This is a genomic window from Paraburkholderia phymatum (genome assembly GCF_040965635.1).
Classification (GTDB): Bacteria; Pseudomonadota; Gammaproteobacteria; order Burkholderiales; family Burkholderiaceae; genus Paraburkholderia; species Paraburkholderia phymatum_B.
This window is the reverse complement of sequence record NZ_JBFRCH010000023.1, coordinates 24,211-38,724: the sequence shown is the minus strand read 5'-3', so window position 1 is coordinate 38,724 and position 14,514 is coordinate 24,211. Positions and strand designations below refer to the sequence as shown.

At 59.8% G+C, this 14,514-nt stretch carries 16 protein-coding genes; 8 read left to right on the top strand and 8 right to left on the bottom strand.

The annotated features are described in order from the left end of the window. Positions 1 to 10: 10 nt before the first annotated feature. The 5 genes from AB4Y32_RS28795 to AB4Y32_RS28775 all read left to right on the top strand — a co-directional run bounded on the left by AB4Y32_RS28795 (position 11) and on the right by AB4Y32_RS28775 (position 6,021). Entirely contained in the window at positions 11 to 550 is a 540-nt protein-coding gene (locus tag AB4Y32_RS28795) for a single-stranded DNA-binding protein (RefSeq protein WP_368724585.1), read from the top strand. A 256-nt stretch (positions 551 to 806) separates the two neighbouring features. After that, positions 807 to 2,006 (top strand): tyrosine-type recombinase/integrase, encoded by a 1,200-nt coding sequence (locus AB4Y32_RS28790; RefSeq protein ID WP_368724584.1) that lies wholly within the window; start codon positions 807 to 809, stop codon positions 2,004 to 2,006. Next, positions 2,003 to 3,643: a tyrosine-type recombinase/integrase gene (locus AB4Y32_RS28785; protein ID WP_368724583.1), complete on the top strand. Its 1,641-nt coding sequence runs from the start codon at positions 2,003 to 2,005 to the stop codon at positions 3,641 to 3,643. Before AB4Y32_RS28790 ends, AB4Y32_RS28785 begins: the two co-directional genes overlap by 4 nt. Beyond that, positions 3,609 to 5,618 carry an integrase gene (locus tag AB4Y32_RS28780; RefSeq protein ID WP_368724582.1) on the top strand — a complete coding sequence of 670 codons (2,010 nt, stop codon included), beginning with the start codon at positions 3,609 to 3,611 and terminating at the stop codon, positions 5,616 to 5,618. The genes AB4Y32_RS28785 and AB4Y32_RS28780 overlap by 35 nt, the downstream gene beginning before the upstream one ends. Continuing rightward, the gene (locus tag AB4Y32_RS28775; protein WP_368724581.1) at positions 5,596 to 6,021 is read left to right on the top strand and encodes a hypothetical protein; all 426 of its coding nucleotides are present in this window, start codon (positions 5,596 to 5,598) and stop codon (positions 6,019 to 6,021) included. The genes AB4Y32_RS28780 and AB4Y32_RS28775 overlap by 23 nt, the downstream gene beginning before the upstream one ends. A gap of 13 nt (positions 6,022 to 6,034) precedes the next feature. On the opposite strand, the gene AB4Y32_RS28770 is transcribed toward AB4Y32_RS28775, so the two are convergent. Genes AB4Y32_RS28770 through AB4Y32_RS28755 form a run of 4 tightly spaced genes read right to left on the bottom strand, consistent with a single transcriptional unit; the run spans position 6,035 to position 8,076 of the window. Then, positions 6,035 to 6,751 carry an aquaporin gene (locus AB4Y32_RS28770; protein ID WP_368724580.1) on the bottom strand — a complete coding sequence of 239 codons (717 nt, stop codon included), beginning with the start codon at positions 6,749 to 6,751 and terminating at the stop codon, positions 6,035 to 6,037. Further along, the gene (locus AB4Y32_RS28765; protein ID WP_368724579.1) at positions 6,748 to 7,242 is read right to left on the bottom strand and encodes an arsenate reductase ArsC; all 495 of its coding nucleotides are present in this window, start codon (positions 7,240 to 7,242) and stop codon (positions 6,748 to 6,750) included. Before AB4Y32_RS28765 ends, AB4Y32_RS28770 begins: the two co-directional genes overlap by 4 nt. A gap of 28 nt (positions 7,243 to 7,270) precedes the next feature. After that, positions 7,271 to 7,744: an ArsI/CadI family heavy metal resistance metalloenzyme gene (locus AB4Y32_RS28760; protein WP_368724578.1), complete on the bottom strand. Its 474-nt coding sequence runs from the start codon at positions 7,742 to 7,744 to the stop codon at positions 7,271 to 7,273. Next, the gene (locus tag AB4Y32_RS28755; protein ID WP_368724577.1) at positions 7,741 to 8,076 is read right to left on the bottom strand and encodes an ArsR/SmtB family transcription factor; all 336 of its coding nucleotides are present in this window, start codon (positions 8,074 to 8,076) and stop codon (positions 7,741 to 7,743) included. Before AB4Y32_RS28755 ends, AB4Y32_RS28760 begins: the two co-directional genes overlap by 4 nt. Before the next feature lie 579 nt (positions 8,077 to 8,655). Between AB4Y32_RS28755 and AB4Y32_RS28750 the strand changes: the two genes are divergently transcribed. Both AB4Y32_RS28750 and AB4Y32_RS28745 read left to right on the top strand, forming a co-directional pair. After that, complete coding sequence (locus AB4Y32_RS28750) at positions 8,656 to 9,795, top strand: primase-helicase zinc-binding domain-containing protein (RefSeq protein WP_368724576.1); 1,140 nt, start codon at positions 8,656 to 8,658, stop codon at positions 9,793 to 9,795. A gap of 109 nt (positions 9,796 to 9,904) precedes the next feature. Further along, positions 9,905 to 10,129, top strand: coding sequence for a hypothetical protein (locus AB4Y32_RS28745; protein ID WP_081767700.1), 225 nt, complete (start codon positions 9,905 to 9,907; stop codon positions 10,127 to 10,129). Between the two features lie 68 nt (positions 10,130 to 10,197). Here AB4Y32_RS28745 and AB4Y32_RS28740 read toward each other — a convergent pair whose 3' ends face one another. The 4 genes from AB4Y32_RS28740 to AB4Y32_RS28725 all read right to left on the bottom strand — a co-directional run bounded on the left by AB4Y32_RS28740 (position 10,198) and on the right by AB4Y32_RS28725 (position 12,100). Next, positions 10,198 to 10,458, bottom strand: coding sequence for a hypothetical protein (locus AB4Y32_RS28740; protein ID WP_368724575.1), 261 nt, complete (start codon positions 10,456 to 10,458; stop codon positions 10,198 to 10,200). Further along, on the bottom strand, positions 10,459 to 10,608 hold the full coding sequence (locus AB4Y32_RS28735) for a hypothetical protein (RefSeq protein ID WP_368724574.1): 150 nt from the start codon (positions 10,606 to 10,608) through the stop codon (positions 10,459 to 10,461). A 107-nt stretch (positions 10,609 to 10,715) separates the two neighbouring features. Next, positions 10,716 to 11,087 (bottom strand): hypothetical protein, encoded by a 372-nt coding sequence (locus AB4Y32_RS28730; protein ID WP_368724573.1) that lies wholly within the window; start codon positions 11,085 to 11,087, stop codon positions 10,716 to 10,718. Next, a complete protein-coding gene (locus tag AB4Y32_RS28725; RefSeq protein WP_368724572.1) occupies positions 11,084 to 12,100 on the bottom strand; it encodes a PRTRC system protein D in 1,017 nt (338 codons plus the stop codon). The genes AB4Y32_RS28730 and AB4Y32_RS28725 overlap by 4 nt, the downstream gene beginning before the upstream one ends. Before the next feature lie 1,161 nt (positions 12,101 to 13,261). Here AB4Y32_RS28725 and AB4Y32_RS28720 point away from each other — a divergent pair. Further along, entirely contained in the window at positions 13,262 to 14,404 is a 1,143-nt protein-coding gene (locus tag AB4Y32_RS28720; RefSeq protein ID WP_368724571.1) for an integrase domain-containing protein, read from the top strand. Positions 14,405 to 14,514 lie beyond the last annotated feature (110 nt).

The following is a 14,514-nucleotide window of genomic DNA, read 5'->3' as shown; positions in this document are numbered from 1 at the left end:
GGAAACTCAAATGGCATCTGTTAACAAGGTGATCCTCGTCGGTAATCTCGGCGCTGATCCTGAAGTGCGCTACCTGCCCAGCGGCGACGCTGTGGCGAACGTCCGACTCGCGACAACCGACCGCTATAAAGACAAGCAGTCGGGCGAGTACAAGGAAATGACGGAATGGCACCGTGTGTCGTTCTTTGGCCGTCTGGCCGAGATCGTCTCCGAGTACCTGAAAAAAGGTTCGTCGGTCTACATCGAAGGTCGCATCCGCACGCGCAAGTATCAGGCGCAGGACGGTACCGACCGCTATTCGACGGAGATCGTGGCAGACCAGATGCAGATGCTCGGCGGCCGTCGCAACGATGATGAAGGCGACAACGGCTTCGAGCAGCGTGGCAACGGTCGTACTCAACGTCCGGCGACGCACGCGAATACATCGCGCGCTGCCGACAATGTCGGAACTCGCGCCAATCCGCCTCAACCTTCGCATGGCGGTGGTGGTGGCATGCGATCACCTGCTGGCGGTGGCTTCGATGAGATGGACGACGATATTCCGTTTTGAAGTCTCGTAACGAAAATCTGTAAACATCAACCCCGCCTTTTGGTGGGGTTTTTCTTTATGTATCTGGGATTCAGGTCGTTTCCTGACCTGCAACATTTGCCGGAGGGGTACCGCGGCTGCCGGGGATTTTTTGTTCGTAACTCTTACCGTCAACTTCCGGCGCTGACGGCCCGGACCGGTGGTATTCGGCGAAGGCTGCCACGAAAAAGTCGTAAACATTGCCTACGGTGGATCGGGAGCATCCGGGAGATGTCCCATGGAGCCCAGATTTCACGTAGTCACGGTGCTGCATCCTGGCGGCGAACGTCTGCCAATCCTGCTGGATGCCGAGAGGCAACCCGTAGCTTGGGTCAACGCGTATCTCATCAGGCGCCTGCGCCCCCGGCTGTCCGTCAGCAGCCTTGTCAGGACGCTGCGCGTCCTCGGCTACCTGTGGGCTTGGGCTTCCGCGGGGGCGTTCCCGCTTGAGGCGCGACTCGTATCCGGTGAAGGTCTGACTCAGGACGAGATCGTCAGTCAGCTTTACCCCTGGCTGCGGCGCAACTTCCAGACGACTGCGAAAGTCCGCAGGCTCGTCGTCTCATCCAACACCGTGGCGTTCCGGCTAAAAGTCGTTTCGCAGTTCGTCGTGTGGCACCTTGAGTGCGCGATGTCGGCGATGCCGGTCGCTAGTCCGGAAATCCGCGGCATGCGGGCACGGCTGACGCTCATCGAGCGCAGCTTTGCGACTGCGGCGCGGGCCCGCCTGCCATCGGCCGAGCATGCGGCGCCACTGTCCGACGACCGGCTGCAGCGGCTATTGCGAATCTGCCACCCTGAGTCTCACGAAAATCCCTGGAAACTGCCATATCGCCGACGGAACTACCTGATCGTGCTGATGATGGTGACGCTCGGCGTGCGGCGGGGCGAGTTGCTCAAGCTCCGGGTTTCGGACTGCCTGCTGTCCCGTTCCATTCCCGAAATTCGCGTCGAGCGCTCGCCCGACGATCCCGCTGATCCCCGGATCAACGAGCCACAGGTCAAGACCGAGTCGAGACATCTGCCGTGCGATGCCTCGCTGGCCAGATACCTCAACGAGTATATCTGCCGAGCGCGCCGGAAGATTCCCGGAGCCCACAGGAGTCCGTTTCTGTTTCTCAGCCGGATCGGGCAGCCGATGAGCCTTGTGCGCGTGAACGGTCTGCTCGATCAGGTTGCCGCCGTGCATCCCGAATACGACGATCTGCACCCGCACAGCCTACGCAGCACATGCGCCACCAACTTCCGGGCAGCAGGCTTGCGCAATGGCCTGGATGAGGAGCGTGTCGACAAGGACATGATGTACTTCTTCGGCTGGCGTTCGGCCGACTCGGTGAGGCCGTACATCGATGCCGCAATCCGTCGCGAATCGGGCGAGATCAGCCTGAGCTACCAGGCTGCACTATTCGGTAGGCCGATCGTGGGGAGTGACATGTGACAAACAGTGACATTAACTGCGCCATGGCTGCGCACTTGCGACGGTATGGACTGCCTCCGCTGCCTGAGTACATCGTCGACCGCGATGGGCGGCGGATGGACCTCCAAGGTGTCGTATGGAAATTCAACGTCGTTACCGAGCATGTGGCCGTCGACTGGTCACGCATTCCAGGGTGCAACGTGTTTGTGGGCTATGCACTGCGTCGATGGGCAGTGCTGCTACTTGCCCAGCAGTCCGGTAGTACGGTTCAGACGGGTATCTGTGCCATCGTTGGTGCGCTGTGCGGTCGGTATCGCAACGGCGGGAGTGTGTCGGGCGAACTGGAGCGGATGTGGCAGGCTCTGTCGGCAGTCAATGATCCGTCAAGCCTGCGGGGCGCCCTGCGGGCCTTGATGGAAAAAGCGATCCAAGGCTTGCGCGCGCGAAAAGCAATGGAAGTGCTTTACGTCCTGCGTAGCTGGTACCTCTGGTCATCAGAAATGCTGGACTGTCTTGGCTTCGACGAGGACTTTGCGCTGGAACTCGATGAAATCCGGATACCAACGCGGCCGTCACGCCTTGCAGTAGAGCTGGACGATGAGGAGTGTGGCCCGCTCTGGGATACTGAGGTGACGCTGCTGCGTCGCGCGCTGCTCGATGACAGATCGATGGACCGGTGCGCTGTGATGCAGCGCGCGGCCGTCGCGCTCAGTCTTGCGTATGGGCGCAATCCGGCCAACTTCTGTCTGCTTCGGGAGACGGACCTGAGGAATGCCCTTGACGAATTCGAAGTACCCCCTCAATGGATGCTGGCCATTCCGAGAATCAAGAAGCCGGGCGTCGGCGCGCGACAGGCGTTCATCGAGGAGCGGGTGAGCGATGAACTGGCAGGCCTCTTAAGGGAGCTGATTGCGGTCAACCAGACGATCGACTGCGGTGACCGTCCCAGGCCGTTCTTCATGCGGCTCAACGTCGACGAATGGCGTGAGGGAACGGATACGGTCACTTACGGGTATCACCTCACTTCCCAGTCGTTCACCCTATTGTTGAGGCAGTTCTCGAAGCGCATGAATCTCGTATCGCCTCGCACATCGCGGCCCCTTCACATCAGTTCGCGCCGCTTGCGTTACACGTTTGCGACGACGATGGTTGAGTTGGGCGTATCCAGGAAGGTGCTGGCCGCCATGCTCGATCACTCCGATACACGGCATGTTCAGGTTTACTACGCGCTGAAGGGGAGGCGACTGACGACAATCCTGGATCGTGCCGTCGCGCTGAAGATCGGACCGCTGATGAGGCTGTTTCGCGGAACGCTGGTGCCGTCGTCGGCGACCGCCGTGAACGGTTCCGATCCCGCGAAAAGCATCAGGTTCATCGGAGACATGTCTGCCGTGCCGTCGGTTGATATTGGAGCGTGTGGACAAGACCGGCTGTGTGCTCTCGATCCCCCTTTCTCCTGCTACCTCTGCCCGAAATTCCAGCCCTATGTGGAAGCCGACCATCAGGCCGTGCTGAACGAGCTGCTCGCGAGCCGCGAGAATCGTCAAACGAAGTACGGTTTGCGCCTGTCGATCCAGCTCGATGATGTCATTTACGCAGTCGCGCAGGTCATCCGGGAGGTTGATGAATATGTCCGCCAGCTTCGCAAGAAAGCGTAAATCGATGGCTGCGGTAGCTTGCGCGGTCGGTGCGCTGTCGGATAACTGGCTTGTCAATCGTGCGACGCTCGTATCCAGAGCCAAGTCGGCTGTTCCATTTACAGGCGTGTCTTGGGACAGTCCGATCTGGGACGTATCGGAGGCTTACCAGCATCGCACCCGTGGGTACAAGGCGGACAGGCCTGCACAGCGGCTGCTGTTTACGCAGCACGGCTGCAGGCCACGCGCGCCCGGAGCGCCGCTGGGCGGCTCATTTGGCGATGTGGTGAAGTCGCTCGTTTGCCTGCGACATAGTCAACGGGGTCAATCGGCAAACAGCCATATGGTGTTCGTCCGGGCCACGCGCTACGTCTTCGATGCCCTGGTTGATCGTGACCACGACATCGGCGAGCTAACGGCTGATCATCTGGACGCTGCCGCCGCGACGCTGTTTGAACGTGAGCGGGAGTCATCGGCATACAAGGTCGTTGGTCACATCGAAGAGTTTGCCGATGCACTGGATCGCAACGGTCTGTGCCGCATACGACTCGACTGGCGTTGCCGGCGAAAAACCCGTCCGAGATCGATGACGCCTGACCGTATCGACGCTGAGGCTAAGGAGACCAGGCCACGGAACCGTCTGCCAGATGAGGAGGCCATTCACGCGATCGGTTATCTCTATCAGCAGATCCCACGTGGTGCATCGCCGCATGATCCGGTCAGCGCCGATCGCATCATGATCCTGATTGCAACGGTGATGGTGTGCACGGGGCTGCGTATCGGCGAAATGCTGACGTTGCCCGAAAAGCCGATCTCGCTTGCCGAGGACGGTAGCAAGATGTTGCGCTATGCACGTCTGAAAGGACGCGCGGATGGCGTGGCTGTTGAGTGGGAAAGCAAACCGCTTCTGACAGAGACGGAACAGGTCGTCGAGACAGCGCTGGTCGAACTGCACGAGGCGACGGAGGGCGCTCGACAGGTTGCCCGCTCGTTCAATGCGTCAGGTGAACTGCTAGACATCCCGTTACCGGTAGAGATTGACGGGGGCTCGTTGCCTGCAATACTGGGATTACGCAGCAAGAACGTCGCGCAATTCCTGAAGGCGCGGAACATTGCGTACGACGTCGTGGCGAAGAGGATACGGGTGAACCGCGACGCGCTGCTTCGAGGCCTTCGTGGCGACCACTGGACGTTGCCCACGATACCGGGATCTTCTAACAGCGGGCTTCGGCTCCACGAAGCGCTCTGCGTGGCCTACACGAACCAGATGCACCGGGGAACCAGGTCAACCCTGACCTATGCGGCGCGTCCAATCACCTACCAGAACGTGCGGGACTTCCTCGGCTCGATCTTCGATCGTCATGCAATCGTGGACGGTCACGGTGGCCGGATAAACGTTCGATCACACGGGTTCCGTCACTTCCTTAACCATCTCCTGGACGAGGGCGGTGCGCCGGATCTCGTGCAAACCAAATGGTTCGGGCGCAAGCACGCTGCCGACACCAAGGCCTATCAGCACCTGACGCCCGGCCAGAAAGCCGCGAAGGTGGTCGCTGACATCATGGACGGGCAAGTGGGCGGCGCAGTGGCGGAGATGGTGAAGGTGCTGCCGGTTGGGGTTGCGCATACGTTTCTCGCAGCACGCATTCATGCCGTCCACGATGTCGGGCCGGGCATGTGCATCCACGACTTCCAGATGTCACCGTGTCCGCGTCATCTGCAGTGCACAGTCAATTGCGACGAATACATCTGGCTGCGGCATGACGTGTCGGGCGCGGATGAACTCAAACGACAGGCAGCCGTCGCCTATCTGAGCCTGCAGAATGCCCAGATCCAGATTGACAGGAAGGCGCTGGTCGAGCCGGACTGGCTGAGGCACCTCCGTATCCGTTACGACCAGCTCATGACCCAACTGGCCACGCTGGACTTCGATGAAACGGATCTTGTGCGATGTATCGACGAAGGAGGCTGTAATGCCGAAGGCGATCCGCGCTAACTCGAAAATTAGTGAGAGCAAGGCGGCAGGCATCGTCGCCGAACTCGAGCGCTGGCGGGAGGGCGAACTCGGCACAAAGTTGACATGGGAGCGGATTGAGGCGTTCTCAGGGTTCACACGGCAGGCACTGAGTCGACATCAGGAGATCAGTCATGCCTACAAGGAGGCGAAGCGTGCGCTCGCGGATCCTGCCCGGCGTTCGCGGTCACGCGCAAACAGTGATGAAATTGCGTATCTCGATCAGACACTGGCGAATTTACATTCGCAGATCAGGCGGTACGAAGCATTGGAACAGCAATGGTTGCAGCGCTGGCAGCGCATTGCCTACCACTGCTCCCGAAAGGGCATGAGCATTGAGGAGCTCGATCAACCGCTTGACGATCTCAACCGGAAAGGCGTGTAGCCGCGGGGCCACCTTAGCGCACGTCCCCGTGCTCGCCAGAGGATTCAATCAGATTCGGATGGCCGATACGGCGCGTGCGTGGCTCGAACGCCGTATGCAGCGCGAGGCCTAGTGCCGCGCCGATCAGTTCGGCAAGGATGAACCCAGGCACGCTGGATGGCGCAATGCCTGCGAAGCTGTCGCTGAACATACGGCCGAACGCCGCCGCCGGGTTTGCGAATGAGGTTGACGCCGTGAACCAGTATGCGGCGCCGATGTACGCTGCGACCATGGCCGACGCGCGTGCGGCCGGTGCGCGCAGGATGACGAGCAGCAGGCCAGCCGTGGCCACGGCTTCGGCAATCCACTGGCCGGTTCCGGCGCGCACCTTGCCTGAAAATTCGATGATCGGCAGACCGAACATTGCATGGGCGAGCCATGCACCTAGCACCGCACCGATCAGCTGGGCAGCGATGTAAGGCAGCAGTTCGCAGGCAGGCAGTTCACCGCGCAGCGTCATGACAGCGCTGACAGCGGGATTGAAGTGTGCCCCGCTCAATGGCCCGAAGACGTCGATCAGCACGTACAGGCCACCGACCGTCGCCATGGTGTTGGCGAGCAGGGCGATCGCGACATTGCCACCCGCAAGCCGCTCGGCCATGATGCCGGAGCCGATCACGATCGCGAGCAGCAGGGCCGTACCGAGGAGTTCAGCGAGGATCTTGCGCTTCAGTCCGATCGGGGTGTTCATGATGTCGAGATCGCCGCGAGTGCGTGCTGCAGCTCCTCGTTGCTCATCGTTTCCAGTGGTAGTGCGAGCAGCTGCAGCATGCGGTACCCAAGCGCCTGACGGGTGAGTTCGAAGGCTACCCGCTTGCCATCATCTTCTCCTCGCGCGTCTGAAGGGTCCGGATAACCCCAGTGAACCTTGACCGGACTGCCGGGCCAGTACGGGCATGTCTCGGCGGCAGCGCTGTCGCATACGGTGATGACGACGCGCATCGAGGGCGCGCCATCGCGGGAGAACTCGTCCCAGCTCTTACTGTAGAAGCCACTCACGTCGATGTCTGCCTGCTTGAGCACCTCGACAGCAAACGGGTTGAGCTGACCACGCGGCGCGCTGCCGGCGCTGAAAGCTCGCACCTCCTTGCCGAGCTTCGAGGCCCAATGGTTCAGCATGGCTTCGCCCAACACACTACGAGCCGAATTGTGCGTGCACAGGATCAATACGTTGGTCGTCATACGTTTCTCGGTTAGACGTGTGCAGGACTTAGCAGCAGGACTTGACCTGTTTGACGCCAGGTGTGCCCGACGGCGCGCAGCACGCCGCAACCTCGGAAGTGGCCGTACCGCTGTGCGCATTGCGCGACTCGCCGAACATGGGAATGTCGCTCAGCGTGTGATACGACTCCCACGCGATGCCCTGTGGATCGACGGTCCAGTACTTGTTTGAGTTCGCGTAGCAGCAGGCGGTCCCCATCTGCTCATCGATCGGCAAGTCGGCCCCCCGGAGCCGATCATGCATCTCGGCCAGCTCGGCTTCGTTCTCGACCTGCACGCCGAGATGATCGAGGCCGGGCTTTGCACCGCGTTGCGAGATCGCGAAATTAATGCGCGGGTCGTCCAGCATCCACTTCGCGTAGTCGCTCTTGACGACAGTCGGTTCTGCTGCAAATAACGCCGAGTAAAAGCGGATGCTCGCAGTGAGGTCCGTGACGGCGACGTGAAGATGAAAGCGTTTCATGACTGCTTCTCCCGGGAAGGAGAACACGCTGATGCAGGCGAACAGGGGTTGCCGCCACAGCAGTTCTCGGTGAGATAGGCCAGCAGGCCGTTCATCGTTGCGAAGTTCGCGCAGTAGATGACAAATCGACCTTCCTGGCGGCTCGTGACGAGTTGCGCGTGTGCCAGCTCCTTGAGATGGAAGGACAGGGATGACGGTGGCACATCCAGCAGCGAGGCGATCTGGCCCGCGGGCAGGCCCTCGGGCCCCGCCTGTACCAGTGCACGGAAGACCGCGAGTCGGGACTCGTGCGCGAGCGCCGCAAGAGCGGCAATGGTCTGGTTCGTTTCCATGATTCGATATTAGTCGAAATATCGAATAAATGGCAAGAGGGGAGGAAGAGTTTGAACTGGCGTTCGATTCCCAAGGAAGAAAGCTGGGTCGAATTGATCACGATTCGAAGAAGTGATCGCCTAGGCTCGGCCTAGAATCAGTCCAATCCCCGCGCAGATTGCGCATCGACGATCAATTCAGGGCCAATGCCCCGTATTGCCATATCTTTACAGTTGTTCGCATGCACCCTGGTGGGAAGCATGTCCTCAGGTCGTCCGCTGGCAATCTTTACGTAGTTCCAACACAGAACCGTTCGGGCCATACCTGAGCCGGGCGGGATGGTCTGCGATCTGATCCCGGAAGCTCTCACCATTCACTAACTTCTACTCCCGTATCACCTCACCTTCGCAACGGCACACTTACGGGTGTGTCGTGCGGCGGTTCTTCCATCCGGCCTTCTGCGCCAGCGTTCCATATCCAACACCCCCGTCTGCTGAAAAAAGCCCCCCGCTCACGCACGCGGACCGCTTTTTTGAGCACGCGTTTTCACGCCTGCCTCAGGCACCGACCTAACCCACTCAACACAAGGAGAGTGACTCATGACTGTAAGAGGAAGAGAGCTGTCGCCCGAGCAGTACGCGTGGCTTCAGCAGAAGCTCGCCAGCTTCGAGCGTTCCCCGGAGCAATGGATTTCGCTCCTTGTGAGCTATGGCGTGCCTGCGGATCGTCTCACTGGCGACCCATGCGCGTGCCCGATCTGCGGCGGTACCGATCGTTTCACCTACGACAACAAGCGTGGGCGAGGTGATTGGGTTTGCCGTCAATGCAACAACGGAAAGGCAATGGCCGGTGACGGCCTCCAGCTGATCACGCGTCTGAACCGGCTGGGGTTGTACCGCCTGATGCGTCAACTGGATGGTGGCCCCGCACCGCATGCGGTTAACAACGCTGCGGCAGCCACGGCACCGAAGCCGAAGCGCAAGGCGGACCCGAAGTTCATCGCAAACCGGCTTAACTCGATGTGGGACGCAGCAAAGCCCGTGTCGAGCGGCGATCTGGTGATGCGGTATCTGGGCGCACGCGTGCCGGGCCTCCGTTTCGTGCCGTCGCGCGCATTGCGACTCGGCATGCTCGAGTACCGGCACGAAAAGAAGGTCATCGGCAGCTGGCCGGGCATCCTCGCCCGGTTCGAATTGCCCGATGGTCGTCTCGGCACGCTTCACCGCACATACCTTGAGCGATCGACGCCGTCGAAGGCAAAGATCATTTCGGGTGACGGAGAAATTCTCGACTCAAGGCTCAACGACATGACGCTGAATCCGCTCCAGGGTGGCGCAGTACGCCTGATGGAGCCGGTAGACGGCGAGATCGGAGTGGCGGAAGGGCTGGAATCGGCCCTTGGCGCTTACATGGAGTCCGGTGTTCCGATGTGGTACTGCCTCAACATCGGCCTGCTGCGCCAGTTCGTGGTCCCGGATGGCCTCGGCATCCGCGTCGTGCACATCTTCGTGGACTTCGACGACATTGACCCGAAGACCGGTAAGTCGGTAGGTGTCGCGGGCGGTCTCGAACTGGCGAAGCGGCTCAAGTCGGAAGGCTTCACCGTGTTTGTTCACCGGCCTCGCGTGCGGGGAACCGACTACGCCGACCAGTGGTGCGCGCGTTTCGCCAACGACGTCCCGACGGTAAACGTAGCTCGCGTCTCGCAATCTGCTGTCCCGCAACACGTCGCCGCGTAAGCGGCATCGATTTTCTAACGCGGCTAGAGCCGCACATTTATTCAACCTGCCCGGTGGGGATATTCCCCATCGGGGATTGTCTCGTCGGGCCAATTTCTTTGGAGTGGAAATGGCTTCATTTCAGGTTCTCGTGGGTGGCTTTGCAATCGTCGCAACCAACGGCGCCGAAGGTGGCCGCCAGCGGGTAGGGAAGTCAGAGGCTGTCGCGTTCGACGTGATTGATCGAACGGCCAGTGGCAACACTGCATACGCGTGCCGCGACAAAACTTTTGTGGATGCGTGGGATTTTTGCGCGCATCGCCTTCTTGTTACTGCGACCCCTCGGCCGCACTGAACCGCTAAAGTGAAAACGGCTCCCCCAGAATCTAGGGGGAGCCGTTTTTTTTCGTCCGTTCGTTCCGTTCATCGCATGATCGCTACGCAAACAGCAACGATGACTGCGAAGACCTTCCACATGCGCCACAACCCGCTAGACCATATAGCGCCGGCGGCGCCCGTGAGAAGAAACATGACGCACAGATTGTTGTTGACATGCATGCTAGAAAGCAGCGCGCCGAACCACCAGAGCGCGAGCGACGCGCCGAAGATGATTGCACGGCGCGTGAAGAACGGCAGCGCCGTAAACTTCGTGTAGTACCTGGTGAGTCGATCGTCAGCGTCCATTTACTCCTCGTTGTTCTTTGCGAAGCGCTCGACGACATTCAGGCTCTTCCAGCCCGCGATGCCCGCAGCAATGACCGTCGCGATAAAGAGCCACGAGCGCGGCTCGGTCAGCGGCAGACCATGGCGCACGATCTCAATAAATTCCAGCATATTCTTCCCGCCGGTGGTGATTGATGCTTCGATGCACCGCCCCGCGCGCGATGAACATCGAAGCCATGACCCATCATCGCATCATTGCGCCAAAGTCAAGTCTTGGCTCAGAAGAACGCATCAAATGCATCAGCGATTTGATCCGTGTCGTGCGATTCGGGACCATTTTGCTCGTTGACTGAGAGAATCTGAACCTTCTCGACGCTCGATTCAGTCGCAACGCGGGTGGCCGGCGAAGGTTGACCGGAAAAAGGCGACTGGATGAAATTGCGCTCCGGCGTGGCGACGCCATCGACATGACGCACCGCGACTTGCCGCTCAGATTCGGACGTGACGTTATTCCCCCGCAGTGCTGCCTCGGCCAGGGAGCGCAGGAGCGCCGCGCGCTCCCTGTATGAGGTGGACTGACTCAGCCTGGCATGAAGGAGAGGCGTGGTCACCGCATCGATGACCAGCTTCATGTCGAACTTCTCGCTCATGCTTTCGCTGTCGCGCGCTCACGGATCAGCCCGGCTTCGCCGACGATCAGGAAGCCCTTCACATTCGCCATGCAGGGCGCTTCGATGACCTCGACTGTGTTAAGGGGAAATGCATTCAGGATGCCCGTTCGATACAGGGCGCCGCCGCCGCCAGAAAGGATGATAGAGCGCACATTCGAAAGTTCGCCGACGTTGTTTTTCATCACATCGACGACCCCATCGATAACGTTTTGCGCCTGGTCAAGGTAGGGAGCCAGATTGATATTGTGGTTGTAAAAGAAGAATGGCTTTTCCTCTCGCAATGCCTGATCGATGCGCTCGATATCTACAACCTTTCGCTTCCACTCTTTCGTTAAGAGTTCGGCGATTCTCTGATAGATCTGGGATGCGCCGCCCTGAATGCCATCGCTGCGCCGGTCGTCCATCGTGAATCCGTTGGCGTAGACCCAGTCGGTCGTGAAATAGCCAACGTCAATCACGAGATGTGCGCTGTCGCGCCCGAATTCGTTCTGGCGGTTAGACGACGCCGCTACCAGCGACCCGAGCGGCTGTGGAATCACGACGACCTTCTCGATGGTGACCCGACCCAGGCCGTAATCGTGGTCGCCCGTAAACCGGTCTCGCAGTTCGCTCGAGTACCTCGGCATGTTGTGAACCGGTAATCCCAGCACTAGCCGTTCGATATGGGTAACTCCAGCGAAATGGATTGCGCCGTAGAGCAGGGCTGCGTAGTTTTTCGACTGCACATAATCGTCCGACAACGCGCGGCCCGTCTTGCCATAGGCGGCCGTGAGCGACACGTCGGGACCGACTTCGTAGTCGATTTTGTCGACGGCGATCTTGGCGAGGACTTTGCGGTCCAATTTTCTATCGTCATAACCAGACAATGCGACGCTCGCGGCTACCGGAGCAAGTGACGGGAACATACCAGTAGCGATGGTGCCACTTGCGGCGCGGTGAGCGTATTTGGTGTTGCCATAGCCAACGTCGATTGCGAAGACGGAAGTTTTCAAGATGACTCCATGCGTTAAAGTTGCCCACGCGCCGAAGTGACAGAAAACTGACAGTAAAGTATCAGTTTGTATCGGGTCGGACTCATGGGGCCGGCGAACTATCAGATAACTGACACTTAAGTGTCAGTTTGGGCGTCGCACCGGTTCTATCGGAGCGAACTAACAGTTTTCTGTCAGTTCTACCTGGTTTCAGTCTAGCGAGCGCGTAGCGAAGTCAAGTCAACGAAAGCCGACCGGTTCTGCCCATCTTTCGGCGTGCGACGCTTGTGCGAGTAGCTTTATCCTTGGCTTACCTACCGCGTCTCTGACGCATCGAATGCGAGTGCAAGGCACCCGCACGTCTATACCCCACGCCCGCAATGGGCCAGAAATATCCCACTGACCGGGCCGCACAGTGATGCGGCCTTTTTCTGAAGTAAATCAAGTCCGAGTTGGTCCACGTTGAGGACCACCGGACAGTGCGATATCCATACGATTGGCGGCGGTTAGCCGAGTTGTGACGCGTTGAGGAAATGTGGAGTGTCTGGACACCAGAGCTTTCCGCATCTCAGCAGCGTCTGTACACGCCTTTACAGCTACGGCTGGGTGCGTTCGACTTGCCCGACACACAGCGGCAAGGATGAACGTGCTTGGGGGCGGGGGAACTCTTGCGGGATCGGCACAGGCCGGGTCATCGCGATTCCCTGACGGAAGAGGACACGGCGCGCGCGGCCGTACACAAAACGCGTACAGGTATTACCCGGCATTTAGCACCGGTCGGAGATCCGCGAAGCGGAACACGGCTCGGAGGCGCGAAAGCGTCATGCTGGCAGGGTAGCCACGAAGCTGCATCGCGCGGGTAGTGCACCGCGGAGCGCGACGGCAGAGATGCCACGCGCGGAATACGTCAGTGGTGGATTGCGCGAAGCGCGATTCAGGCTGGCAGGCAGCAGGTTGGACAGTCGGATTGCATGTTCTTCCCGTGCAACTGGCCGATCGGATGGAATCGCTAAAGGCTCGGAAGGCAGGACCCACGCGACGGGGATACGGCGCAGCCGCACAGTGCGGCGAACAGGCAAGCCCGGGTGGTCGGGTGACGGCATCAGGTAGGGATGCAGCGATCGATCGGCGAATACGGAACAACAAGGCATCGCGGCGCAGCGCCGCGGGCGGAGGTATCGGATGGCCGCAATATTGAATGTGCGCGCAATCGTTAATGGATATGGGTTTGGACCTGAATTCCGGGATGCGCTGCTTAGACTTTTCGACGAGAACGTCTCACGCGTTCACAGCACCACACGGATCAGCAACAGGGCGTTGTCGATCAAGACACAGGAGTACCGCGCGGCCAAGCTTTGCAAGGCGTTCAAGGAGTTGCGAGAAGGCGGCTTCGCGCTCCAGACGCCTTGGTCGCTGAAAGAGAAGCATGTGAAGTTTTTGGTCGGCGCATGGATCAGGGCCGGACAGAGCGGCGGCACAATCGAGAACAAGCTGACGTACCTTCGCGCGTTCGCGCGATGGATGGGCAAGACAAACCTGGTTGGCTCCCTTGACGATTACGCGGACCGGGAGGCGCTCGGCCTGAAGCGAAGTTACGTAGCAACAGAAGATAAATCATGGGCGGCGCACGGTGTCGACGCGGTGGCGAAGATCGAGGAGATCGCACAAACATGTCCGTACACCGCCGTGCAACTGAAGTTGCAGGCGGCGTTTGGCTTGCGCATCGAAGAGAGTTTTATGCTGCGACCGGCGGAAGCCGTGCGTAACCCAAGAATGCTGGCAGTGACGCGCGGCACGAAGGGAGGCAGGCCGCGTGAGGTACCTATCGAGACGAAGATTGGAATACTTGAAGAAGCGGCGAGACTCAGTAACGGGTTGACTGGATCGACGGTGCCTGCAGATCGGACGTTAAGCCAATGGCGTGACTGGTATTACTACGTGCTTGAAAAGCACGGCGTCACCAAAAGAGGCATGGGCATCACGAGTCACGGTCTTCGGCATGAGTATCTGCAGACGCTCTACAAAGAGACGACTGGTGTGGAGGCTCCGATCAAGCGAGCCGGTGAGCGCCCAGACCCGCAACTTCACGAACAGGCAATGCGCCGCGTCGTCGAGGCGGCCGGTCACTCGCGCCTGAGCAAGTCGGGCGCATACCTGTCGACCTTCGCGATGCAGGACCGGATGCAGCGGAAACTCCCGACGCTAGACGAAGCGCGGGGCGAATTGGGGGCTGCGGCTGGCAACAAGAGTCACGCCGCGAAGGCGCTGGGCATTTCGCGGCAGGCGCTCTATCGGATTCTTGGCGACGGCGAAAAGCAAGGCTAAGATTCGTTCGTCCAGTGGAATGAGCAGCAATATTGTGTGCCATATGCCCCACGCAGGGTGCCGGCGTTGCCGCACAATGAATCGTCTCTCAGGTTCTGGCATCGGCCCTC